General features: G+C 47.0%; 20 protein-coding genes. 6 read left to right on the top strand and 14 right to left on the bottom strand.

Annotated elements, in window-relative coordinates; genetic code table 11:
- The first annotated feature begins 35 nt into the window (after positions 1 to 35).
- The 3 genes from ACQKD4_RS06965 (at position 36) to ACQKD4_RS06975 (ending at position 2,739) form a co-directional block, all read left to right on the top strand.
- Positions 36 to 482: a MarR family winged helix-turn-helix transcriptional regulator gene (locus ACQKD4_RS06965; protein ID WP_031423822.1), complete on the top strand. Its 447-nt coding sequence runs from the start codon at positions 36 to 38 to the stop codon at positions 480 to 482.
- Between the two features lie 80 nt (positions 483 to 562).
- Positions 563 to 1,276: a YebC/PmpR family DNA-binding transcriptional regulator gene (locus ACQKD4_RS06970; protein ID WP_214783428.1), complete on the top strand. Its 714-nt coding sequence runs from the start codon at positions 563 to 565 to the stop codon at positions 1,274 to 1,276.
- 143 nt (positions 1,277 to 1,419) lie between these two features.
- Positions 1,420 to 2,739: a Na+/H+ antiporter family protein gene (locus tag ACQKD4_RS06975; protein ID WP_427372882.1), complete on the top strand. Its 1,320-nt coding sequence runs from the start codon at positions 1,420 to 1,422 to the stop codon at positions 2,737 to 2,739.
- A 138-nt stretch (positions 2,740 to 2,877) separates the two neighbouring features.
- Here the strand turns inward: ACQKD4_RS06975 and ACQKD4_RS06980 are convergent, their stop codons facing one another.
- The 6 genes from ACQKD4_RS06980 to ACQKD4_RS07005 all read right to left on the bottom strand — a co-directional run bounded on the left by ACQKD4_RS06980 (position 2,878) and on the right by ACQKD4_RS07005 (position 12,435).
- Positions 2,878 to 4,329 carry a glutamate synthase subunit beta gene (locus tag ACQKD4_RS06980; protein WP_427372883.1) on the bottom strand — a complete coding sequence of 484 codons (1,452 nt, stop codon included), beginning with the start codon at positions 4,327 to 4,329 and terminating at the stop codon, positions 2,878 to 2,880.
- Entirely contained in the window at positions 4,326 to 8,765 is a 4,440-nt protein-coding gene (gltB, locus tag ACQKD4_RS06985) for a glutamate synthase large subunit (RefSeq protein ID WP_427372884.1), read from the bottom strand. The genes ACQKD4_RS06980 and gltB overlap by 4 nt, the downstream gene beginning before the upstream one ends.
- A gap of 255 nt (positions 8,766 to 9,020) precedes the next feature.
- Entirely contained in the window at positions 9,021 to 9,773 is a 753-nt protein-coding gene (locus tag ACQKD4_RS06990; protein ID WP_214761809.1) for a tryptophan-rich sensory protein, read from the bottom strand.
- Positions 9,774 to 9,889: 116 nt separating this feature from the next.
- Positions 9,890 to 10,702: an aldo/keto reductase gene (locus ACQKD4_RS06995; protein ID WP_427372885.1), complete on the bottom strand. Its 813-nt coding sequence runs from the start codon at positions 10,700 to 10,702 to the stop codon at positions 9,890 to 9,892.
- A gap of 65 nt (positions 10,703 to 10,767) precedes the next feature.
- The gene (locus ACQKD4_RS07000; protein ID WP_214875731.1) at positions 10,768 to 11,562 is read right to left on the bottom strand and encodes an ABC transporter permease subunit; all 795 of its coding nucleotides are present in this window, start codon (positions 11,560 to 11,562) and stop codon (positions 10,768 to 10,770) included.
- Positions 11,563 to 12,435: an ABC transporter ATP-binding protein gene (locus ACQKD4_RS07005; protein ID WP_427372886.1), complete on the bottom strand. Its 873-nt coding sequence runs from the start codon at positions 12,433 to 12,435 to the stop codon at positions 11,563 to 11,565.
- 121 nt (positions 12,436 to 12,556) lie between these two features.
- On the opposite strand from ACQKD4_RS07005, the gene ACQKD4_RS07010 reads away from it, so the two are divergent.
- Entirely contained in the window at positions 12,557 to 13,120 is a 564-nt protein-coding gene (locus tag ACQKD4_RS07010) for a TetR/AcrR family transcriptional regulator (protein WP_427372887.1), read from the top strand.
- 36 nt (positions 13,121 to 13,156) lie between these two features.
- Here the strand turns inward: ACQKD4_RS07010 and ACQKD4_RS07015 are convergent, their stop codons facing one another.
- From ACQKD4_RS07015 to ACQKD4_RS07025, 3 genes are all read right to left on the bottom strand, one after another.
- Complete coding sequence (locus ACQKD4_RS07015; RefSeq protein WP_427373282.1) at positions 13,157 to 14,266, bottom strand: NAD(P)/FAD-dependent oxidoreductase; 1,110 nt, start codon at positions 14,264 to 14,266, stop codon at positions 13,157 to 13,159.
- A 78-nt stretch (positions 14,267 to 14,344) separates the two neighbouring features.
- Positions 14,345 to 15,079, bottom strand: a complete 735-nt coding sequence (locus tag ACQKD4_RS07020) for a Bax inhibitor-1/YccA family protein (protein ID WP_074034536.1) — start codon at positions 15,077 to 15,079, stop codon at positions 14,345 to 14,347.
- A 26-nt stretch (positions 15,080 to 15,105) separates the two neighbouring features.
- Complete coding sequence (locus ACQKD4_RS07025) at positions 15,106 to 15,630, bottom strand: type 1 glutamine amidotransferase domain-containing protein (RefSeq protein WP_427372888.1); 525 nt, start codon at positions 15,628 to 15,630, stop codon at positions 15,106 to 15,108.
- Between the two features lie 173 nt (positions 15,631 to 15,803).
- Between ACQKD4_RS07025 and ACQKD4_RS07030 the strand changes: the two genes are divergently transcribed.
- Together ACQKD4_RS07030 and ACQKD4_RS07035 are read left to right on the top strand one after the other, a co-directional pair.
- On the top strand, positions 15,804 to 16,598 hold the full coding sequence (locus tag ACQKD4_RS07030; RefSeq protein ID WP_214692107.1) for a thymidylate synthase: 795 nt from the start codon (positions 15,804 to 15,806) through the stop codon (positions 16,596 to 16,598).
- A complete protein-coding gene (locus ACQKD4_RS07035) occupies positions 16,595 to 17,083 on the top strand; it encodes a dihydrofolate reductase (protein ID WP_427372889.1) in 489 nt (162 codons plus the stop codon). The genes ACQKD4_RS07030 and ACQKD4_RS07035 overlap by 4 nt, the downstream gene beginning before the upstream one ends.
- Positions 17,084 to 17,098: 15 nt before the next feature.
- Here the strand turns inward: ACQKD4_RS07035 and ACQKD4_RS07040 are convergent, their stop codons facing one another.
- From ACQKD4_RS07040 to ACQKD4_RS07060, 5 genes are all read right to left on the bottom strand, one after another.
- Positions 17,099 to 18,589, bottom strand: a complete 1,491-nt coding sequence (locus ACQKD4_RS07040) for a GGDEF domain-containing protein (protein WP_427372890.1) — start codon at positions 18,587 to 18,589, stop codon at positions 17,099 to 17,101.
- Between the two features lie 168 nt (positions 18,590 to 18,757).
- Positions 18,758 to 20,161, bottom strand: a complete 1,404-nt coding sequence (gene fumC, locus ACQKD4_RS07045) for a class II fumarate hydratase (protein WP_214875721.1) — start codon at positions 20,159 to 20,161, stop codon at positions 18,758 to 18,760.
- A gap of 103 nt (positions 20,162 to 20,264) precedes the next feature.
- Entirely contained in the window at positions 20,265 to 20,657 is a 393-nt protein-coding gene (locus tag ACQKD4_RS07050) for a reverse transcriptase-like protein (RefSeq protein ID WP_427372891.1), read from the bottom strand.
- Entirely contained in the window at positions 20,638 to 21,420 is a 783-nt protein-coding gene (locus ACQKD4_RS07055) for a 5'-3' exonuclease (protein WP_214692097.1), read from the bottom strand. The genes ACQKD4_RS07050 and ACQKD4_RS07055 overlap by 20 nt, the downstream gene beginning before the upstream one ends.
- The gene (locus ACQKD4_RS07060) at positions 21,401 to 22,351 is read right to left on the bottom strand and encodes a CobW family GTP-binding protein (RefSeq protein WP_427372892.1); all 951 of its coding nucleotides are present in this window, start codon (positions 22,349 to 22,351) and stop codon (positions 21,401 to 21,403) included. Before ACQKD4_RS07060 ends, ACQKD4_RS07055 begins: the two co-directional genes overlap by 20 nt.
- Positions 22,352 to 22,355: the final 4 nt, after the last annotated feature.

The raw sequence follows: 22,355 nt of genomic DNA on the forward strand, positions 1-22,355 counted from the left end.
ATGAAAATAGAACCTAACTAGGAAGTGAATCTACTATGCCGAAACAAGATGCTGCGGACCAGTTCGTCAAACTGATCCCTTTAATTCGTCGTAAACTGCTACGTCGATCTGATTTCCCACAAATTCCGAACTTGAACTTCTCTCATTTCCATCTGTTGATGTTGATTGAGGACGAGGGGGCTGTCACAAATGGACGAATTAGTGAAACACTCTCCATCGCGCCGCCCAATGTTACCCCGCTCATCACGAAACTGTTAAATGAAGGATATATTACACGCGTACCGGATGAACGGGACCGCCGTGTCATTTGGAACCAGTTGACAGAGAAAGGTGAGCGTATTTTACTCGAACGGAGAGACTCGTTCCGGAGGCTTTTTGAGGAGCGTCTCGCCTTTTTAAACGAGGATGAAACCGACCGCCTCATTGACAGTTTGAAGACGCTCACCGAGATTGTTGAGAAGATGGATAAGGGCGACGAGTAAAACTTTTCTCGTCAATTCACGCAACTTCTTATATAATCTGTAATGAATCTACGTACAAATGGAAAGAGAGATGACATGTAATGGGTCGTAAATGGAACAACATTAAAGAGAAGAAGGCGTCGAAAGACGCGAACACGAGTCGCGTCTATGCGAAGTTCGGTCGCGAGATTTATGTGGCCGCCCGTCAAGGGGAACCTGATCCTGAGTTGAACCAGTCATTAAAATTCGTTGTGGAGCGTGCGAAAACGTATAACGTGCCCCGTGCGATTATCGATCGCGCCATCGATAAAGCAAAAGGTGGCGACGAGGAAAACTTCGATGAGCTACGTTATGAAGGATTTGGACCGAACGGTGCGATGGTCATCGTCGATACGTTGACGAACAACGTAAACCGTACAGCATCTGAAGTACGTGCCGCTTTCGGTAAAAACGGAGGAAACATGGGTGTCAGCGGTTCGGTCGCCTACATGTTTGATGCGACAGCCGTCATCGGTGTCAATCAAATGTCGGCAGACGATGTCCTTGAACTCATGATGGAACACGACCTCGACGTTCGTGACGTCATCGAAGAAGATGAGACAGTCATTGTTTACGCCGAGCCAGAAGCGTTCCATGCCGTTCAGACTGCATTCAAGTCTGCCGGGGTTGAAGAGTTCGCCGTCGCCGAGTTGACGATGCTTCCACAAAACGAAGTGTCGCTCGATGACGATTCGAAAGAACAGTTTGAAAAATTAATCGATGTGCTCGAAGACTTGGAAGATGTTCGCCAAGTGTATCACAACGTCGATCTGTAACACGTAAGCGATAACTTTCACGAGTTATCGCTTTTTTTCATAATCGATTTGACAAGGGTCACATCATATGTTAAATTTCAAAAAGTCTTTATCATATTAAAGTGATACCAAGAGAAAGAAATTGTGAAAGGTGTTGGATGGATATGAACGCAGTATTACTTGCAGTCATCGTCTTATTTGCACTCGCCATCAGTCGTGTGCACATTGTATTGTCCTTAATATTAGCTGCGCTTGTCGGAGGGCTTGTTGGAGGGCTCGGATTTAACGATACGTTGACCGCTTTCAGCGACGGTCTTGGCGGCGGAGCGAGCATCGCCCTTAGCTATGCGCTTCTCGGAGCATTCGCCGTCGGATTGTCGAAGACGGGTCTACCAGACGTCTTAGCTGAAAAGTTAATTGCGATGTCAGGTCGTGACGTGTCAGGAAAGCGCGTGATGTACGTCAAAGCGTTCTTATTGTCGCTTCTTTTATTGTTGTCAATCAGCTCACAAAACGTACTCCCGATTCACATCGCCTTTATCCCGATCGTGATTCCGCCGTTACTCGTCTTATTCAATGAGTTGAAGTTAGATCGCCGCCTCGTCGCAACCATCTTGACGTTCGGTCTCGTGACACCGTATATGTTGCTACCAGTCGGGTTCGGTGGCATTTACTTGAACGAGATTTTGATTGCAAACGTTGAAGCGAACGGCTTAGCTGTCGGAGACGTCAATATCATTTCGATTATGGGAATCCCGGCATTTGGGATGGTCGTTGGATTGATTGCCGCGTTCATTCACTACCGGAAACCACGAACGTACGAAACGATTGCACTCGGACCGTCTGACTATGAAGTTCGTCAAATGAGTGGTTTCAAGATGATCATGACACTTGTCGTCGTTCTCATCGTCCTCATCGTCCAATTGCAGACGGAGTCGATGATTGCTTCAGCGGTGACAGGACTAATCTTACTCTCGATTTTCCGCCTCATCCCTTGGTCAGAGGCCGATGACATCTTCACGAGCGGGATGCGCATGATGGCATTCATCGGTTTCGTCATGATTGCCGCTAGTGGATTCGCAGCCGTTATTCGTGAAACAGGTGCCATCGATCCGCTCGTCAACGGTGCGAGCGATTTGATGGGTGATTCTAAAATGATCGCAGCTCTTGTCATGTTACTTGTCGGACTCGTCATTACACTTGGCATCGGCTCGAGCTTCTCAACTGTTCCAATCATTGCGGCCATCTTCGTACCGCTTTGTGTACAGTATGGCTTCTCTGTCGAGGCGACGATTGCCATCATCGGGACTGCAGGTGCTCTTGGTGACGCCGGGAGTCCTGCAAGTGACTCGACCCTCGGACCTACGAGTGGATTGAACGCTGACGGTCAACACGATCACCTTCGTGAAACGGTTTGGCCAACGTTCTTACACTACAACATTCCACTCATCATCTTCGGGGTGATTGCCGCGATGGTGCTTTGATCATTTTTTCCGTCGTGAATAAATGGTTCCTAATAAAATCAGGATGAGAATAAACCAGATTCCCGTATACATGAGGATTTCGGTGAACATAAAACTCCTCCTAAACAAAAGATAAGGAGCGACAGTTGTCGCTCCTTTTTATGATGAGGTTTTTAAAACGGTCTTGCAAGTATCGAGATACGCATCGACCACTTCTGCCACCTCTCGTCCTTCTCGAATTGCCCATACAATTAGGCTTTGCCCCCGCTTCGCATCCCCAGCTACAAAGACGTTATCCGTTGCCGTATGGAAATCTATCGTTTTCTCGACGCCGATTTTCCGCAACTCGTGCTCTGGTCGTTCAAATCCAATGGCGACGAGGATGAGGTCCGCCGGGTACGTCTCCATCGAATCTTCCTCTACGAAGAAAGTCGCTTGACCATCCGGGTTGACGACTTTCGTCATCCGTTCCGTTTCAATCCCTGTGACACGTCCTTCTTTCGTGACGATTTGGTTGGAGCGAATCAAATATGTTCTCGGGTCTTTCTCATAGACCGCGAGTGATTCCGCATACGCATAATCGGTCGTAAGCGTGTCAGGTTGAAGTGGCCAAGGTTTCTCTGGTGCACGGAGCAACCCTTTTGACGGGTGCTTCCCAAATTGAACGACTGATTTTGCACCTTGACGGATTGCCGTCGCCACGCAGTCCGCTCCTGTATCTCCTCCTCCGATGACGATGACATCTTTGTCTTTGGCGTCATAATCAGAGGCAAGGGGAGCTCCTTTTCGTTCATGCATGGATGCCGTCAAATAATCCATCGCCATTTCAACTCCAGCGGCATCATCTCCGTCAATCCCGAGCGTGCGCTGTTTTTGAGCTCCGGTCGCCAAGATGACCGCATCGTATTCGTTCCGAAGCGATTCGACCGTTACATCCGTACCAACCTCGACGTTCGTCCGGATGACAATACCCTCTTGTTCGAGTAACCGAACGCGACGTCTTACGACATCTTTATCGAGTTTCATGTTTGGGATGCCATACATGAGCAGTCCTCCCGCTTCATCCGACTTCTCGATGATGGTGACCGAATGTCCCAGTTGATTCAATTGATCAGCGGCGGCTAGACCAGCAGGACCACTTCCGATGATAGCGACCGTCAACCCGGTTCTTCGATGAACTAGTCTCGGTTTCACCCATCCTTCTTCAAATGCCCGGTCGATGATCGTTCGCTCGATAGACTTAATGGCAACCGGATCTTCACTGATCCCGAGTGTACACGATCCTTCACAAGGTGCCGGACAAACCCTTCCCGTGAACTCCGGGAAGTTGTTCGTCTCCATCAATCGATGGTACGCACCCATCCAGTCAGCTTTCGTGACAAGTTTGTTCCACTCTGGAATATAGTTGTGAATCGGGCATCCAATCGTCTCCTGACCAATCAAATCACCGACGTGACAGAACGGTGTGCCGCAATCCATACAGCGCGCGGCTTGTTGTTGAACGGATTGATCATCCATACGAGACGCATATTCATCATAATCCCTCACCCGCTCTTCGACGTGACGTTCTGGCAGCGTCGTTCGCGCGATGTTCAAAAAGTTATGTTTCATACGGTACCTCCTTCTGTCACGACACGGAACAATTCAAGTGCTCGGTCGGCCTCACTCAATTCAGGACGATTTGCCTCAATTTGACGCATCACGTCTAAGACGTTCGCATAGTCTCTAGGAACGACTTTCACAAACTGTGAACGTACTTGTTCAAATGACTCTAAAATCGTCCGTGCTTTGACGCTATCTGTGTGGAATTGGTGCGCTTCAAGAAGCGCATAAATTTGTTCGATATCTTCATCGTCCAACTCCCGTACGACGGAAACAAGCTCCTCATTGACGAGTTGTTCATAGGCTTGCGCTCCGTAAATATAAGCTGTACCACCGGACATACCGGCCGCAAAATTTCGTCCAATCTGTCCGAGTACAAGTACCGTCCCACCGGTCATATATTCACACCCGTGATCCCCGACTCCTTCGACGACTGCCGTCGCACCAGAGTTACGAACGGCGAACCGCTCACCGACATGTCCGTTTAAGAACGCCTGACCGCTCGTCGCTCCATACAAGCAGACGTTACCGGCAATCATTTGTTCACTTTCATCAAACGGCGCATGCTTTTCAGCAATCAATGCCAGTTTCCCTCCGCTCAAGCCTTTGCCGATATAATCGTTCGCATCGCCAATGACAGAGATAGTGATCCCGTTCGGTAAAAATGCCCCCAGACTTTGTCCCGCAGATCCACTAAGGCGAAGCGAAATCGTATCGTCCGGTAAACCGACCTGACCATGAACTTTCGTCACTTCAAAACCTAACTGTGTTCCGACCGCTCGATCGGTGTTTCGGATGCGACCTACGAAGAACGTCGGTTGGCCAGAAGTGATGGAACGTGATACAGCTGGGATGAGCTTACGATGATCGTATGAACGGTATGCCGGATGAGTGAGTTCTTCTCGTTCCGGCAACGGTGTCGGCATCGAAATCATTGGAGACAAATCTAGACGTCGCGCTTTCGGATGATTCGTCTTCCATACGCTTTCTTCGAGTAGATCCGTTCGACCGACCACTTCGTCGAGTGATGTGACACCGAGTGACGCCAAGATTTCCCGCACTTCTTCAGCCAAGAACGTCATCAAGTTGACGACATGCTCTGGTTTCCCCATAAATTTCTGACGAAGTACCGGGTCTTGTGTCGCCACACCGACCGGACAAGTATCTAAATGACATGCGCGCATCATGATACATCCGAGAACGACGAGCGGTGCTGTCGCAAACGCAAACTCTTCTGCACCAAAGATGGCTGCCATGACGATATCGCGACCCGTCATAAGCTTCCCGTCCGTCTCGAGCGTGACTCTTCCCCGGAGTCCGTTCAATGCGAGCGTTTGATGTGTCTCTAGGAGACCCAGTTCCCACGGAAGACCTGTATGCTTAATTGATGTTTTCGGAGAAGCACCGGTCCCACCGTCGTATCCGCTAATGACAATCGTATCCGCGTTCGCTTTCGCCACGCCTGCTGCAATCGTCCCAACCCCTGATTTTGAAACGAGTTTGACACTGATTTTCGCGTTCGGGTTCACATGTTTTAAGTCAAAAATAAGTTGTGCCAAATCCTCAATCGAATAAATATCGTGATGCGGAGGCGGCGAGATGAGTCCGACGCCTGGGACCGATCCCCGGACTTCGGCGACCCATGGATACACCTTGTTCCCTGGAAGTTGTCCACCTTCCCCCGGTTTTGCCCCTTGTGCCATCTTGATTTGAATCTCATCGGCATGATATAGATATTCCGCCGTCACGCCGAAACGGCCACTCGCTACTTGTTTGATGCGGCTGATGCGCTCGTTCCCGAATTCATCCGGGACAAAGCGAGCACGGTCTTCCCCACCTTCACCTGAGTTACTTTTCGCACCGATTTGGTTCATCGCAATAGCGAGCGTCTCGTGTGCTTCTTTCGACAAGGATCCGAATGACATCGCCCCCGTCTTAAAGCGGCTTACGATCGACGTGATCGGTTCCACCTCATCAATCGGCACCGGACGTTGTTCCTTAAACGCGAACAACTGACGGATAAATTGTCCCGACGACTCATGTAACTTCACGTAGGCATCGTAATATTTTCGCTCATTCTCACGGCAGGCGCGTTGCAACAAGTGAATCGTCTTCGGATTGAACGCATGTTCCTCTCCGTCTGCACGCCATTGGAAATCACTTCCCGCTTCGAGCGGGCGATTTGTCTCATATGCGTGTGTGTGGAGTGTTTTTGCCTCGTCCTCTAATTCAACGAATCCGATTCCTGATAGCTGAGACGTCGTTCCTCGGAAATGCGTTTCGATCAAATCACGGTCTAATCCGACCGCTTCGAAGATTTGAGCCCCACGATAACTTTGAATCGTCGAGATTCCCATTTTCGACATGATTTTGACGATGCCTTCAACGACTGCTTTTTGATAGGAGCGAATTGCCTCTTCAAATGAATGAGCGATTTGTTCATGTTCGACCAAGTGTTGAATCGTTGCATAGGCAACATAAGGGTAGACCGCATCGGCTCCATAACCGATCAAAGTCGCAGCCTGATGCACTTCTCGCACTTCGCCACTTTCACAAATCACGCTACAGTCCGATCTCAAGTTCTCCCGAATCAAATGTTGATGAACGGCACTAAGCACGAGGAGCGCCGGCATCGCAGCCCGATCACGTGACATATAACGGTCAGATAGGACAATGACGTTCGCACCATTTCGTACAATTTCGCTGACGTATTGCAAAAGAGCTTCAAGCGCCGCCTCTAAATCATTTGTGAACGTCGTATCGACGCGAGCGAGTTTGAGTCGCTCACCAATTTGATCGAGTGTCGAACCATCGATGATTGGATGATCCAGCCACACACGTTTCGCATGACCACGTCCGGTATGGACCGGATCACCTTGCGGACCAATCCAAGTGAACGTCGCTGTGACAACTTTCTCCCGTAAGGCATCAATTGGCGGGTTCGTCACTTGCGCGAAATGTTGTTTAAAGTAATGGAAGAGCGACCGAGGACGGGTAGAGAGAACTGCGATTGGTTGATCATGCCCCATCGACCCAATCGGATCTTTCTCGTCGTTGATCAATGGAATCATATACTGTTCGATATCCTCTTTTGTATACCCGAACGTGCGTTGCACACGATCGAGTTCTGAGACGTCTTGTTCCTGAACACCTTTATCTTCCACTTTCATCATTTGTTTGAGCCATTTATGATACGGCTCCGATTTTGCAATTGTCTCCTTAATTTCCTGATCGGGAATCAAACGTTTCTCAATCAAGTCGATCAAGAGCAATTGTCCAGGTCGTAGGCGCTGTTTTGATTTGACGTTCTCGGCATCGACAGGGATGACTCCTGTCTCTGATGACAGGATTAATTCTCCGTCTAATGTTTCGACGTAACGCATCGGGCGCAACCCGTTACGGTCTAAAATTGCACCGATCTGTCGCCCATCGGTAAATACGACGCCCGTTGGACCATCCCACGGCTCCATGATGGATGAGTGATATTGGTAGAAGTCACGTTTGAACGGTTCCATCTTACCTTCAACAAACGGTTCGGGAATCAACATCATCGCCGTATGCGCAATCGATCGACCGGTGCGTGTGAAGAACTCGAAGGCATTATCGAGCATCGACGAGTCACTGCCGTCCTCTTGGAGAACTGGGAACAAATGATTCACATCCTCAAACAGATCGGTCGATGTGACCCCTTCGCGAGCGCGCATCGCATCGATATTGCCTCGTAACGTGTTGATTTCCCCATTATGGACAATCATCCGGTTTGGGTGTGCACGTTCCCATGAAGGAAACGTATTTGTCGAGAAGCGAGAGTGAACGATTCCGAACGTGCTCTTATAATGCGGTGATTGCAAGTCCAAATAAAAGGCATCAATTTGAACTGGCGTCAGCATGCCTTTATATACAATCGTTCTCGTCGACAGGCTCGCAATATATAAGTTTAGCGATTCAACTTTTTCAATCTTTCGTCGGAGTTCATAGAACACACGTTCATTCGCATCTTCATCGAGAAATGGACAAGAGATGAACCACTGATAAATGACCGGTTGCGTCACGCGTGCATGTTCCCCGATTTGCGTTGCGTCCACGGGTACTTCTCGCCACTCGATGGTCGAACAGTCTAATTCATCTGCCATGCGTTCCATCAAATTTATTTTTTCCTTTAGTCGATCGTCTGATGGCTGAAAAAAAACCATTCCGACAGCGTAACGACCAAGTGACGGAAGGTTCATCGTTTGCGTGAAAAGTTCATGTGGGATTTCAGTCATAATACCCGCACCATCACCGGCATCGATGACACCTTGCCCTCCTCGGTGCTCTAATTTACATAGCATCGAAAGTGATTTACGGACAATCTCATGTTTTTTTAGTCCGTTTAAATTGACGTATAATCCAATCCCGCACGCGTCTTTCTCAAATCTTGAGTCATACAGTCCAACTCGACTCATATCATCGACCCCTTTCACTCACAGTTTCGTAATTAACATTCTGTTCTAAATATTCTGAAAAATCAAGTGGACTGTATGTATTTTTGCATAATAAGAATTGAATCTATTACGATTGAAAGCGTATACATATCTGATATCAATAGGTTCTACTGTTTTAGTTATGTTAAATAAAGAATAAATATCCATGAATATTATTTATTTATAGGTTCTCAAGAACTCAAAAAAAGGATACCTGTTAAGATATCCTTTTCTAACTTAATGTTCTACTGTTTTACGTGGATGATGTAGAAACGATTTCGGACGCTTCCACAAGATCAAACCGATATATCCAATCGCGAGCAGTGCGAGCGCACTGACGATGACGACATACAGTGTCCCTTCTTCGATTCTTGCGAAAATACCGATATAGGCCCAAACGAATACGAGTGGATAGATGAAATCGTGATGCCACCACATGAAGAGTAGAGCTAATACAACACCGACCATCAGCATGAGCGATGTCCATGCAAGTTCATCAAGACCTAATAAAGAAGTGATCTGTTCTGTCTTCATCACGACGAACGTATTGACAATCGTTGCGACCGACACCCAACCGATATAGATTGAGAACGGGAAACGATCGAGCCAACTTGTAGATGTTCGGAATGCAATATAGTATAGCCAGCATAGAGACGCTAAGAATGACACCATGATTACGAGCGAGAGTACGAACCACTCATTCGTAAATGCGAGAAGCCACAATCCGTTCAACACACATGAAATCAGAAATCCTGCTTTCATACGTTCGGCCTGTCGGTTGGCCGTCGTCCCTTTTTTCAATTGTAAGACTAACCAGACAAGTAATGCGACATAGATGACGCCCCAAATGGAGAAGGCGTAACCCGCCGGTTTAAAGTAGATGTCAATTCGATCTGAAACCGCGGCATTATCACCGCTCGCAAAATAATTGATGACGACGGTCGCTAGAAAAGCGACCCAGTTGACAATTGGCCATTTTGATAAGTCCATAAGCACGATCTTCTGAATGAAGATCAAACACCTCCTTTTAGCAACATAATAATCATTACCCGCATACATGTGACTCTACACGTAGAAAGGGGCTCGCAAATGCGAGCCCCTTGTTATTAAAAGTCGATTCCGTCCGGATCTGGTCCAAGACGTTCACCTGTCGCCACCTGGTCGATTTTTGCCAAATCGTCCGCGTCGAGTGAAAAATCGAATACATCGAAGTTTTCACGGATGCGATGCGGTGTCACCGACTTCGGCAATGCGACATGACCTGACTCGAGGTGCCAACGAAGCACGACTTGTGCAGGCGTTTTTCCATGCTTCTCCGCAATTTCTGAGAAGGCATCGATCTCTAAAAACTTCCCTTGCATAAGAGGACTCCACGCCTCAATTTGAATGCCTTCATCCTGGCAATAGTCCAACAAATCCGGTTGTGGAAGCTGTGGATGAAGTTCTACCTGATTGATGAGCGGTGCCATCAGTCCTTCTTCTTTTAACGTCTCAAGATGATGTTCTTTGAAGTTGGATACACCGATTGCTTTAATCTTTCCGGCTTCATATAGTTCGATCAGATCTTTCCAAGCATCGACGAAACCATCAACTGGCCAGTGAAGCAGACAAAGGTCTAAATAGTCTGTCTCGAGGCGTTTTAATGAGTCTTCAAACGCTTCTTTCGTCTTCCCTTCACGAATATCGTCATTCCAAATTTTCGATGTGATGAATAGGTCTGAGCGGTCGACTCCCGAGACTTTAATCCCTTTTGCGACGCCTTCTTCATTTTTATAAATGGCAGCCGTGTCGATATGGCGATAGCCAGTCTTGAGTGCCTCGACGACAGCGGCAGGTGCCTCCGTCTCATTGTCGACTTGCCATACCCCAAACCCAATCATCGGAATCTCTACTTTGTTTCGTAACGTAGCATATAGCATTTCATTCATCCCCTTTTCTTTCTAACGAGCTGATTGTATCATACCCGACAATTTATTTCGGAAAACTAAATCGTTAAATCTTTTCGGGTAAAGCGGATGAATGAGAGTGCTGAAAAGACGATTAACAAGCCGATTAACCAAATAAAGTGAACACCACCGAACTGTTCACGCATGATGGCCGGAGCATCGAAGAGAGAAAAGAAAGAGATGTTCCCTAACCATTCGAACTGCTCGCTTACTCCGTTGATGATATTCACCATCAAGAAGAACGTGAAGATTCCGCCGGTCACCATATAAGATTTACTACTGTCATCAAACAGACTGGCCAGCATATAGGCAACGACCCCTAATACGAGAAGCATGAGCGCTCCGTTCAATTGAAGCATCCATAATACTGCATAGTCGATTTGTAAATCGAATAATACATCTGCCGCCATGAGACTGAAGCCATTTAACCCGACAAACAAGCCAACTGCAATGATCAGGATGACGAACGTAGACCATACATATTTGACACGAGAAATCGGAGCTGCCATATACAGCATGATTTCACCTGAATCGATCGGTTTAGCAAGAAGTTTCGAGGCAAACGTCAACGCAAACAACACGGCAAGTACATAAAAAATTAATCCATAGTAATTACTCGACAATAAATTGAGCAGATTATCCATCGCCATCGTCGCATCAATTTGAAACACTTCGAGCAACTCAGGTGGAAGTGACTCTAATTTCGCCTCAATCAGTCCCGTTTCCTGAATGGATGGGAATATAGCGGCCAAAAAGAAGAGATAGACACTTGTCCCGACCGAATAACCGAGAATCCAACTGCGATTCTGTTTAAACATTGAGCGTATTAACATTTATGTCGCCTCCCCGTAATACTGCATAAACAAGTGTTCGAGTTCGTCAGCGCCACTCTCCAATGAAAGAATCTCATAGTCGGCAAGCGTTCGAATCAATTTGTTCAATTCTTCTGGCGACGTGATGGCGACTTCTACGTGTATTCCATCTTGTGTTCCAGTAGTTTTGATGAATCGGATTGCCTCTGCCTCGGAAGAAAACTCAATCTGATATCGTTTCACACTGTGCTGTCTAAGTTCTTCCATGTCTTCCTCAATGATGATGCGCCCGTCTTTAATCAATGCGGCTCGATCACACGTCCGCTCCATCTCAGGAAAATGGTGAGAGCTCATCAAAATCGCCTTACCTGCTTCTTTTTCTTCGATTAGCCAATCGATCAAACGTTCTTGCATGAGCGGATCGAGTCCGCTCGTAGGCTCATCCAGAATATAGACGGGTGCCTCTTTCATGAAGCACGTGATGATGGCGAGCTTTTGTTTCATCCCTTTAGACATCTTCCGAACTTTCGTCGACTCATCGAACGCGAATCGCTCGCGAAGTCGTCGCTCTCGTGCAGGATCCGTTTTATGCAAATGACGCGTTAACCGAATGATTTCTTCTCCAGTCATATGTTGTGGATAATTGATTTCCCCAGGCAAATAACCGACATTTCGTTTGACCTGCTCGGTTTCGCTCCAGCAGTCGAACCCGTTAATGGTCGCCTTTCCTTCGCTCGGTTTCAACAGACCCATTAGATGACGAATCGTCGTCGATTTCCCAGCACCGTTCGGTCCGATGAATCCAAAAATCGTTCCGGGTAACACATCGAGTGTCACATCAAAAATACCGTGGGTTGCATCGAATCGTTTTGTTAATCGTTCAATCCGAATCATCACAAACCCTCCTTTTTTGAAATATAAGATTAATATGATTACAAAACTAGTATATCACGTTCTTTTTTGAAATGGAAATGGTATATTTATTACAAAACTACAGAAAGGAGCGCTCCGACCAATGGACGGATTCGCAAAACGCACCGAAGAAAAAAGACAGGCCATCTTAAGTGCCGCATATGACCTGATGACGGAGAAACAATCTCGGTTTACCGTTAGTGAACTCGCCAAGCAAGCTCATGTATCCCCCGTCTCAATCTATAATTACTTCGGCTCGAAAGAACAAGTCATCATTGAAGTGTTACAACAGATGACGGAAGAACAAATGAGCTGGATTGATGAACAAATCGAGTCGAACGCTCCGTTTGATACGTTACTCGTCGATATATTGAAACGAAAAATCAAAACTGCCGTTCTTTTTGATGAGACCATCACCACGATGATTCAACAGGATCCAAACTGGGAGCAGTTGGCGTCCCGTGGTTATGCATCTTTCGCCCGTTTGATCGAATACGGGAAACAAGAAGGGGCGATCGACGCCACATTATCGACCACATCCTATTTACGCTATGTGCAATTGATGCAGCAGGCCATCCTGTCCGACCCGCATTTTTCAATCGGCGACATGAAAGAGACAATGGAAGACTATTTTCATTTCTTTTTGAACGGGGTCATCAAACGCTAAAAAGGTGACTGTCTATAAAGAGACAGCCACCTTTTCTTATGCTTTGAATATAAAGTCTTCAATCGGATAGAGTGAAAGATCCACTTCGCATTCGCCCGTCAGCACGAGGTCACTTAACACCTTTCCGATGAACGGACCGACCGTCAAACCGGATGACCCTAGTCCGTTCGCCACAAGCATTTTTTCAGCACCTGGTACTCTCCCGAGTATAGGGATCGAGTTCGGTGTGACCGGACGGAAACCGACTTTCGTCTCGATGAGTTCTGCTTCCGCAAGTCCTGGTGCTGATTCAAGCCCTTTCGTCAGCACTTCGTGGACACCGATTGCCGTCGGGCGAACATCGAACGCTTTACCTTTCTCGTGAGTCGAGCCGATGACGACCTTCCCGTCTTCAAATCCAAGTAAATAACGTCGCCTTGGTGGCATGACGACCGGCCAATCCGACGCATCGGTATCTTTTAACTGGACGTGAACGAGTTGCGCCTTTTCTCCGTCGACGCGAACCGTATATCCGAGAGGTTGTAACAGCTCCGGGAGCCACGCCCCAGTCGCAAGGATGATTTCATCTGCTTCATAAAACATCTCATCACACTCGACGCCAATCGCGTCCCCATCGGTCAACCGTGCCGAACCGTATACAAATTTCACACCACGCTTCATAGCGACTCGTTCAAGTGCTGCACGGAATTTCCCACCATCCACACGTGCGCCACCTTTGACTAGAAGCGCATCATATTCATCTGATAGTGGAGGGAAAAGACGTTGTGCCTCTTCTGCTGTCAATCGTTCTAAGTCACCGATTTCTGGTGCTTCTTCGCGACGAACCATCGTCCGCTCCATCATTTGATCAAGTTTAGACTCTTCATGGAGTGCAAGTGTCCCGACACGCTTGTATCCGGTGTCTGTCTCCCCTTCAGTTTCCAACTCTCTCACGACATGCGGATAATAGTGCGCACCACCTTTAGCGAGTGCGTACCAAGCTTTATTACGCCGCTGCGCAATCCAAGGACAAACAATTCCCGCTGCCGCATCTGTCGCCCGTCCTTCCTCCTTACGGTCGATGACCGTCACGTCAGCTTTTCCTGCTAAATGATAGGCTGTGGAGACACCAACGATGCCCGACCCAATAATCACAATTTTCTTCATCATGTACCTGTCTTTTCAGACAGATGAACACATCCTTTCGTGAAAAAATCATCGACCCAATGGATCGATGATTGATTGTTATTCTCTCATCGCTAGACGATACAGTAAGTCTAGCAATTCAATATACAACCAGACGAGCGTGACGATTAAACCAAACGCGGCAACCCATTCCAATTGTTTTGGTGCCCGCTCTTCGACTTGACGTGCGATGAAATCGAAGTCTAAGACGAGTGCGAGCGAAGCGACGATTACAATGACAAACTGTACGCCGATTGCAAGTGGGCTTGAACCTGTCATGAACGCCAATCCTGAACCGAATAGGCTCATGACGAGTTGAACAAGGTACAATAACATGACCGTAAACATCGCAGCCATGACCCCTGCTCTGAATTTTTGCGTCACTTTGACAAGACCTGTCGTATAGACGAACCACATCGCAAAGGCGACGACGAACGTCGTCATGACGGCACGGCCGACAATACCAGGGACCATCGCTTCAAAGAAGTATGAAATTGAACCGACGAAGACACCCTCGATAATTCCGTATAGCGGTGCAACGACTGGTGCCGTATTCGGCTTGAACGTGATGAGTAATGCAAAGATGAAACCGAGGATGAGTGACCCAATCATGAGCGGGAACAAGAGCCCTTCCCCGATTGTAGGAACGACGAGCCAAGTCGTTCCGGCTGCCGCTGTGACGAGAAGAAGCAAGGTGAACACTTTTGACCATGTTCCTGCTTTCGTCATCGGCTCGGCACTGTAAGCTGTAGACTGCATTGATTTACGAAGTAGTGGATTCGATTTTAAGTTCAACGTTGTATAGCTCCTTTATGGTTCAATTACTGTTTTGCGAACACGTCGATAAACGCACGCATGTAGTCTGGTAGATCGGGTGGTCGACGACTTGAGACGATGTGTCCATCGACGACAACAGCTTCGTCATGCCAAATGGCGCCTGCATTTTCCATGTCGTCCTTGATTCCTGGTGTACTCGTGACGTTCACCCCGTCCAAAATATTCGCTGAAATCAAGACCCATCCAGCATGGCAAATTTGACCGATTGGTCGTTTTTGTTCATCCATATAACGGACGAAGCCTTTCACCGAATCAAAACGGCGCAACAAGTCAGGTGACCAGCCTCCCGGTACGAGGATCGCATCAAACGATGTGATATCCACATCATCGAATGATACGTCCGACTTCGCTGGCACACCATACTTCCCGATGTAGGCATGGTCTGCCTTTTCCCCGGCTAAAATGACATGCGCTCCTTCTTCACGAAGACGGTGTACAGGATACCAAAGTTCTAAATCCTCGAAGTCATTACTGACAAGTTGAAGGACTTTCTTTCCTTGTAGTTTCATCAAACCCCTCCTTTTGTTCATTCCCCATTATACCCGAAACAGAGGTTCGCGAAAACGAAGAATCAAGGTTGTTTTTTTCAGTATATGGATGGAATACGCTCCTAGATACTATATCTTGTGTTATGTTATGATACCTTTAGTCAATGGAGATTGAGAAGGAGGTTTATCACCTTATGAAGCAATATCATGATTTATGTCGACATATCCTCGAAAACGGAGTAGTGAAAGAAGACCGTACCGGCACAGGGACGACCAGCGTTTTCGGCTATCAAATGCGATTCAATTTACAAGAAGGCTTCCCCCTCATCACGACGAAAAAGTTACATACTCGTTCGATTATCCATGAACTTCTTTGGTTCATCTCGGGGGAGACGAACATTCGATATCTACAAGAGAACGGAGTGCGGATTTGGAACGAATGGGCAGATGAAGAAGGAAACCTCGGCCCAGTATACGGCTCACAGTGGCGCTCTTTCCCACGCCCGGACGGCTCGTCCGTCGATCAACTAGCTCAAGTGATTGAACAAATCAAAACGAATCCTGATTCAAGACGGTTGATTGTCTCCGCATGGAATCCTGGGCAGCTCGATGAGATGGCCCTTCCACCGTGTCATTTACTTTTCCAATTCTATGTCGCTGATGGGAAGCTCTCTTGCCAGTTGTATCAACGAAGCGCCGACACATTTTTAGGTGTTCCATTTAACATCGCATCGTATGCACTTTTGACACATATGGTCGCTCATGTGACCGGCCTAGAAGTTGGCGATTTCGTCCACACCCTCGGAGATGCTCATATTTATCATAACCATCTCGAACAAGTGGAACTTCAACTGTCGCGTGACCCTCGTCCGTTACCACAACTCAAGATTGTCCGTGACGTATCTTCAATTGAATCCTTCCGTTTTGAGGACTTTGAGATTCTCGGATATGACCCACATCCACATATTAAAGGAGAAGTGAGCGTATGATTTCGCATGTCGTCGCATACGGACTCAATCGGGAAATCGGGAAAGACAATGATTTATTGTGGCGGTTGCCGGATGATTTGAAACACTTCAAATCTGTCACGTCTGGTGGCACCGTCGTCATGGGAAGAAAAACGTTTGAATCAATCGGGAAGGCATTGCCGAACCGACGGAATATCGTCGTGACGTCCGATCCTACTTTTAAAGCAGATCACATTGAAGTGTGGCATGATTTAGAACGTCTCGTTGAAGAAAGTCAAAACGAGGAATGGTTTGTCATTGGCGGCGCAACGCTATATGAGCAGACCATGTCGATGACAAGTCGAATTTATGCCACCGAAGTAAAATCCACGTTCGAAGCAGACACGTATTACCCTGAACGGAGCGGTTCATGGACGATCCAAAGTCAGACAGATCATCCGCAAGACGAAAGACATGCATATGCCTTTTCGTTCATACAATATGACAAAGCAGACATCGATCATTAATCGATGTCTGCTTTTTTAGTCAGGTAGTTTTTCTAACCACTGTTCAATTTTTTTCGTGATGACTTCATCTTGATTATCATCAGCGTAGTCGTCATAAATCGCTTCTAGTTCGGAGGCTGTACGCTTCGAAACCGCGAGGATGTGACTATATTTTCCACGCTGTTCTTTCACAGCAGAGAGCGTCCCTTTCGCTTCATGGACGCGGGTATCATCTAAGACGAACATTTCGATGTTGTCGTTACAAGAATACGCTTCGTATGGACGATACACGACCTCATAGCGACGATGCTCTTTTGGCAAGCGGTTTGCAAGCGAAGTGTACGTGTTCTCGGACATCGTCACGTAAGCAATCCGCTTTTCCTCACGAACCGCCGACGTGTATCGGACAACCCGATTTCGACCATCACGTTTTGCCTTATAGAGCGCCTCATCTGCGTATGCACACCATTCCCCAAGCGTATATCCTGTCTGGCAGACACGAGTATATCCGATTGATACGGTCACGTGATGCTCGTAAGGGAACTCCATCTCTTCAATTCGGGTACGGACGCGCTCTAACACCGATTCGACGATTGCTCGGTCAGATACGTTCAAGAGAATTAAAAACTCTTCTCCTCCATAACGGATGAGTTCATCACTCGATCGAATCGCGTGTCGAATTTCTTCGGAGACACGATGGAGAACGTCATCCCCATAAGAGTGACCGAACGTGTCGTTCAATTGCTTGAAATGATCGATATCGAGGAGCGCAACAGCAAAGCTCTCACCTGAGCGCTCTAACCTTGAGATGAAGCGCGTAAATGTCGCTTTTAAATACTTCCGGTTGAACGCACCTGTCAGTTCATCGACAAGTAATGCCTTTGAAACTAAACGAGACTTTTCAATATGAAGACCAAGACGGACTAACCGTTCCTCCATCGGTACCCATGATTCCCAATAGTCATCGAATCCATAGGAATAGGCAGCGAGACGATAATGCTCATTCGTTCCGATGACGATGAGCGGAACGTAAAGTTTTCTCATCTTGCTCACAAACGATTGGATGTCACGTTCTTTAAACTGTGGCCATAGTTCAACGTCCATGATGATGGCTTTTGGGACGTCCTCATAGTCATACTCGACCGCTTCTTCGAGTGTTTGCAAGAATACAGGACGTGCTCCAAGCTTCTCAACACGCGATTTATACCGACTAAATGTCGAAAAACTTGCAGAAAGAATCAAAACGAGGTCCTCATCTTCTTGTTCGATTCCCAGAACGGTATGGATGTATCGTTTCACCGGTGAGATCAAGGTCATTGCCTCTGCTTGGGTAAGGACGCTAGGCAACTCCTTCGCATCAGACTCGACACGACTAAATATTTCTAACAGATGCATAAAGCGTCGCTGTCTAACCTCTTTCTTCACCCAATCAAGTAGAAACTCGATATCGGATTTGGGAATTTGTCTAGACTCTGATATTTTTTTTAAAATCATATGTATACGCTCAGTGAGTTGACCTTGCTCCATCTTCGTCCCCCCTACGTTCGTACTCCCCGAATTCTCTTATGTATCGATTATGCGACTTCTACAGATAAAATACAACTATTTCCTTATTTATTTTCTATTGTTTTACATATACATAGGTCTTACGCCCTAAAATAGACATAGGAAAAGCGGTCTTCCGACCGCTTCATGTTATTTTTTCACTTTTAGGTTTGGTGATGTCATCTCTTCAGGACGAATCCATTGATCAAATTGCTCTTCTGTCAATAGTCCCGTTTCCAATGCCGCCTCTTTTAAAGAAGTACCGTTTTTATGTGCCAGTTTTGCGATTTTCGCAGCATTTTCATATCCGATATGTGGGTTGAGTGCTGTGACGAGCATGAGCGACTGTTCCACGTTACGAGAAATCACTTCATGATTCGGCTCAATCCCGACCGCACAATGATCGTTGAATGAATGTAGGCTGTCCGTCAAGAGACGACAAGTCTGTAAGAAGTTATACATGATGACCGGTTTGAAGACGTTCAGTTCAAAGTTCCCTTGGCTCGCCCCGAAACCAATCGTCGCGTCGTTACCAAGAACTTGAGCGGCAACCATCGTGAGTGCCTCACTTTGTGTCGGGTTGACTTTCCCTGGCATGATTGAACTTCCTGGCTCATTCTCAGGAATCGTAATTTCGCCGATCCCCGCACGTGGGCCCGATGCCAACCAACGCACGTCGTTCGCAATCTTCATTGCATCCATCGCTAACGCTTTTAAAGCACCATGTGTAAAGACGAGTTGATCGTGACTTGTAAGTGCGTGGAATTTGTTTACGGCCGTGACAAACGGTTTACCTGTCTCTTCAGAAATCTTTTTCGCCACGACTTCCCCAAATTCGGGATGAGCGTTGATTCCAGTACCGACAGCTGTTCCACCGAGAGCAAGCTCCGTCAGCGGTTCAATCGTCCGTTCAATCATTTGTTTTGAGAGTTCGAGCATCCGCACCCAGCCGCTGATTTCCTGACCGAGCGTGACCGGTGTCGCATCTTGAAGATGTGTGCGTCCGATTTTGACGATATCCATATACGCTTCCGCTTTTTGCGAAAGAGTTTGGTGAAGGGCATCGATTGCCGGCAAGACGTCATCTTGCACGGAAAGGATGGCCGCAATGTGCATAGCTGTCGGATACGTGTCATTCGAGCTCTGAGATTTGTTGACATCATCATTCGGATGAATCCAAATCGATTGCTCACGCGCATGCAATTTGATATTCGCAATGTTCGCGATTACTTCGTTGACGTTCATGTTTGATTGGGTACCCGATCCCGTTTGCCAGACGACGAGTGGAAATTCAGCGTCGTACTTTCCTTCTAAAATCTCATCGGCTACTTCCGCAATGATTTCAGCTTTCTCTTCTTCCAGTACTCCAAGTTCAGCGTTGGCGAGAGCCGCCCCTTTTTTCAAGATTGCGAAGGCACGTATAATCTCAAGCGGCATCTTTTCTGCACCGATTTTAAAGTTCTCAAGACTACGTTGCGTTTGTGCTCCCCATTTTGCATCAGCCGGGACTTTGATTTCCCCCATCGTGTCCCGTTCGATTCGATAATCCTTCATGCTAAATTCCCCCTCTATAGTTGACTACGCTTTCATTTTAGCGAAAAACCATCTAAAAAGAAACGACTCAATCCAAAAAGCGACCAAGAATGATCTTAGTCGCTTACTTCGTTCCGTTTAATGCTTCACGTGCAATGACATCTGCACGATTTTCTGCACGAGGAATCCATTTGATAAAGACGTTCGGTAAATCATCGTACGCAATCAACGCTTTGAGAAAGAGGGGTTTGGCCGAGGAATCTTTCATGAACCGTTGCTCCAACGCACGAACAATCACTTCCGCATCGGAGTAGAGCATGAATGACGTCTCTCCTTGCATCGAATGCGCCATTTCAAGTGCATAGGCACAAGCCGCTAATTCTGCATGGACACTGGACAAACCTTGCGTTTGACGCTTGAACGTCGAGACTGTACCGTTTGATGACTTGATCCAGACACCGAGCCCGTTCTCTTCGGTTGTCTGATTTGTTGCTGCGTCAAAATAAATGTGAACCAAATCGATACGCCTCCCAGTCCGTATTAATCGGCGCATGGATATCAATTTGTGACAGACGTTTAGATAAGAGCGCAATCTCTTCATGCCCGTCTAATTTTTTTGCAAACTTCTGGTGTGGTGCCTCGAGCGTTGCATTTTGAACGTGCGTGTAGAGAGTTTCGACCGTATCGTAATGTTGAATCAAGATGGTTGCCGTTTTTGGCCCGATGCCACGAACCCCAGGGATATTATCTGAAGAATCACCCTGTAATGCTTTCACGTCGACAAACTGATATGGTTTCACCCCATACATCGCTTCAAACGAACTCTCATTGACGAGTTGTTCTTCACCTTTTTTCGGCATGATTTGAAACACGTTTGGTGACAATAATTGTAATAAGTCACGATCAGACGAGTAAAGATACGATTCTCCTGGGAACGCTGTCGCCACAGCTCCCATCAAGTCGTCCGCCTCATAACCGGTCAATTCTGATTGTAGAATCCCTCGCTCGTCCAAAGCCGCTCTCAATTTGACATAGTCTTCGAAAAGCGGTTCCGGCAATCCGTTACGCGTCGCTTTATATTCAGGATAAAGGGCATAACGATGCGTCGTTTCTCTCGTCCCGTCCCAAAAGAAAGCGATGTGAGAAAAGTCCGTCGTCCAGGCATCGACTTTTCGCAGCAACCCTTTCACCGTCACATCTGGGTCGAGTGCTCTTCTACGCTCCGTTGCAAAATAATAACGTGATAATAAGTTAAATCCATCAACGAGAATGAGTTTCATCCTGCTCCACCTCACATGCTTTTAGTCCTCGTGCCAATGCATCGGCATCTAGTTCTTTTCCAATCCATACGAATACCGAGCGGTTTCCTTCATGTTCCTCGTTCGCAAACGTCGCGCCCATGAGTTGATTCGTCGCTTGAATGACAAATTTTCGATTCTCATCCTTGAGACGAACAATTGCTTTCATCCGATAAATTGAATCCTCATAATGCATCAATACCTCACGAACATATCGTGTCACGCGTTCACGAGAGAGCGGACGATCTGCATTCAACGTGACGGCCCGAAGCGAAGAGACAGATTCGGTCGCTTCTGTTAGACGACTCAATTGTTCTTCATCGACTCGCGACAGTTGGAACGTATTTTCAAGAAGGTCAAATTCCCCTTCCGTCTGGACCGTTTCCACTACACGAACGGTCGGATTGATTTGAGTGATCCGTGCCCGGGCGTGTTTCAATTCCTCGCTCGAGACTAAATCTGTCTTGTTTAATAAGATCATGTCTGCATACGCGATTTGATGAATGCCTTCTTTGAATAAGTCACGATCCATTTGACTGGCATCGACGACAGTCAAGATGGCGTTCATCTTAAAATGTTGACGTAAGTACTCATCATAATAAATCGTCTGGATGATTGGGGCCGGGTCGGCAACACCAGTCGTCTCGATGATGATTCGGTCAAACGTCTCCTTCTTTGCCACAAGTTGATAAAATGTCTTACTCAAGTCATTTTGAATCGAACAACAAATACATCCATTCGAGAGTTCGATTTGCTCCTGGTCCATTTTTACGATCAACTGTTCATCAATATTGACCGCCCCGAGTTCATTGACAATTAAACAAATCTTCTCATCTGTCGCAGCGAGTAGACGGTTCATATACGTCGTCTTTCCTGCTCCTAAAAATCCAGTAACTAATTGAACGGGAATCATAATA

It is taken from the genome of Exiguobacterium sp. NPDC077395, from assembly GCF_050269125.1.
In the GTDB taxonomy this organism is placed as follows: domain Bacteria; phylum Bacillota; class Bacilli; order Exiguobacteriales; family Exiguobacteriaceae; genus Exiguobacterium; species Exiguobacterium aestuarii_A.

Coding starts and splice junctions, on each gene's coding strand:
- ACQKD4_RS06965 (WP_031423822.1), top strand. CDS start 36: ATGCCGAAACAAGATGCTGCGGACCAGTTCGTCAAACTGATCCCTTTA.
- ACQKD4_RS06970 (WP_214783428.1), top strand. CDS start 563: ATGGGTCGTAAATGGAACAACATTAAAGAGAAGAAGGCGTCGAAAGAC.
- ACQKD4_RS06975 (WP_427372882.1), top strand. CDS start 1,420: ATGAACGCAGTATTACTTGCAGTCATCGTCTTATTTGCACTCGCCATC.
- ACQKD4_RS06980 (WP_427372883.1), bottom strand. CDS start 4,329: ATGAAACATAACTTTTTGAACATCGCGCGAACGACGCTGCCAGAACGT.
- gltB (WP_427372884.1), bottom strand. CDS start 8,765: ATGAGTCGAGTTGGACTGTATGACTCAAGATTTGAGAAAGACGCGTGC.
- ACQKD4_RS06990 (WP_214761809.1), bottom strand. CDS start 9,773: ATGGACTTATCAAAATGGCCAATTGTCAACTGGGTCGCTTTTCTAGCG.
- ACQKD4_RS06995 (WP_427372885.1), bottom strand. CDS start 10,702: ATGCTATATGCTACGTTACGAAACAAAGTAGAGATTCCGATGATTGGG.
- ACQKD4_RS07000 (WP_214875731.1), bottom strand. CDS start 11,562: ATGTTAATACGCTCAATGTTTAAACAGAATCGCAGTTGGATTCTCGGT.
- ACQKD4_RS07005 (WP_427372886.1), bottom strand. CDS start 12,435: ATGATTCGGATTGAACGATTAACAAAACGATTCGATGCAACCCACGGT.
- ACQKD4_RS07010 (WP_427372887.1), top strand. CDS start 12,557: ATGGACGGATTCGCAAAACGCACCGAAGAAAAAAGACAGGCCATCTTA.
- ACQKD4_RS07015 (WP_427373282.1), bottom strand. CDS start 14,266: ATGAAGAAAATTGTGATTATTGGGTCGGGCATCGTTGGTGTCTCCACA.
- ACQKD4_RS07025 (WP_427372888.1), bottom strand. CDS start 15,630: ATGAAACTACAAGGAAAGAAAGTCCTTCAACTTGTCAGTAATGACTTC.
- ACQKD4_RS07030 (WP_214692107.1), top strand. CDS start 15,804: ATGAAGCAATATCATGATTTATGTCGACATATCCTCGAAAACGGAGTA.
- ACQKD4_RS07035 (WP_427372889.1), top strand. CDS start 16,595: ATGATTTCGCATGTCGTCGCATACGGACTCAATCGGGAAATCGGGAAA.
- ACQKD4_RS07040 (WP_427372890.1), bottom strand. CDS start 18,589: ATGGAGCAAGGTCAACTCACTGAGCGTATACATATGATTTTAAAAAAA.
- fumC (WP_214875721.1), bottom strand. CDS start 20,161: ATGAAGGATTATCGAATCGAACGGGACACGATGGGGGAAATCAAAGTC.
- ACQKD4_RS07055 (WP_214692097.1), bottom strand. CDS start 21,420: ATGAAACTCATTCTCGTTGATGGATTTAACTTATTATCACGTTATTAT.
- ACQKD4_RS07060 (WP_427372892.1), bottom strand. CDS start 22,351: ATGATTCCCGTTCAATTAGTTACTGGATTTTTAGGAGCAGGAAAGACG.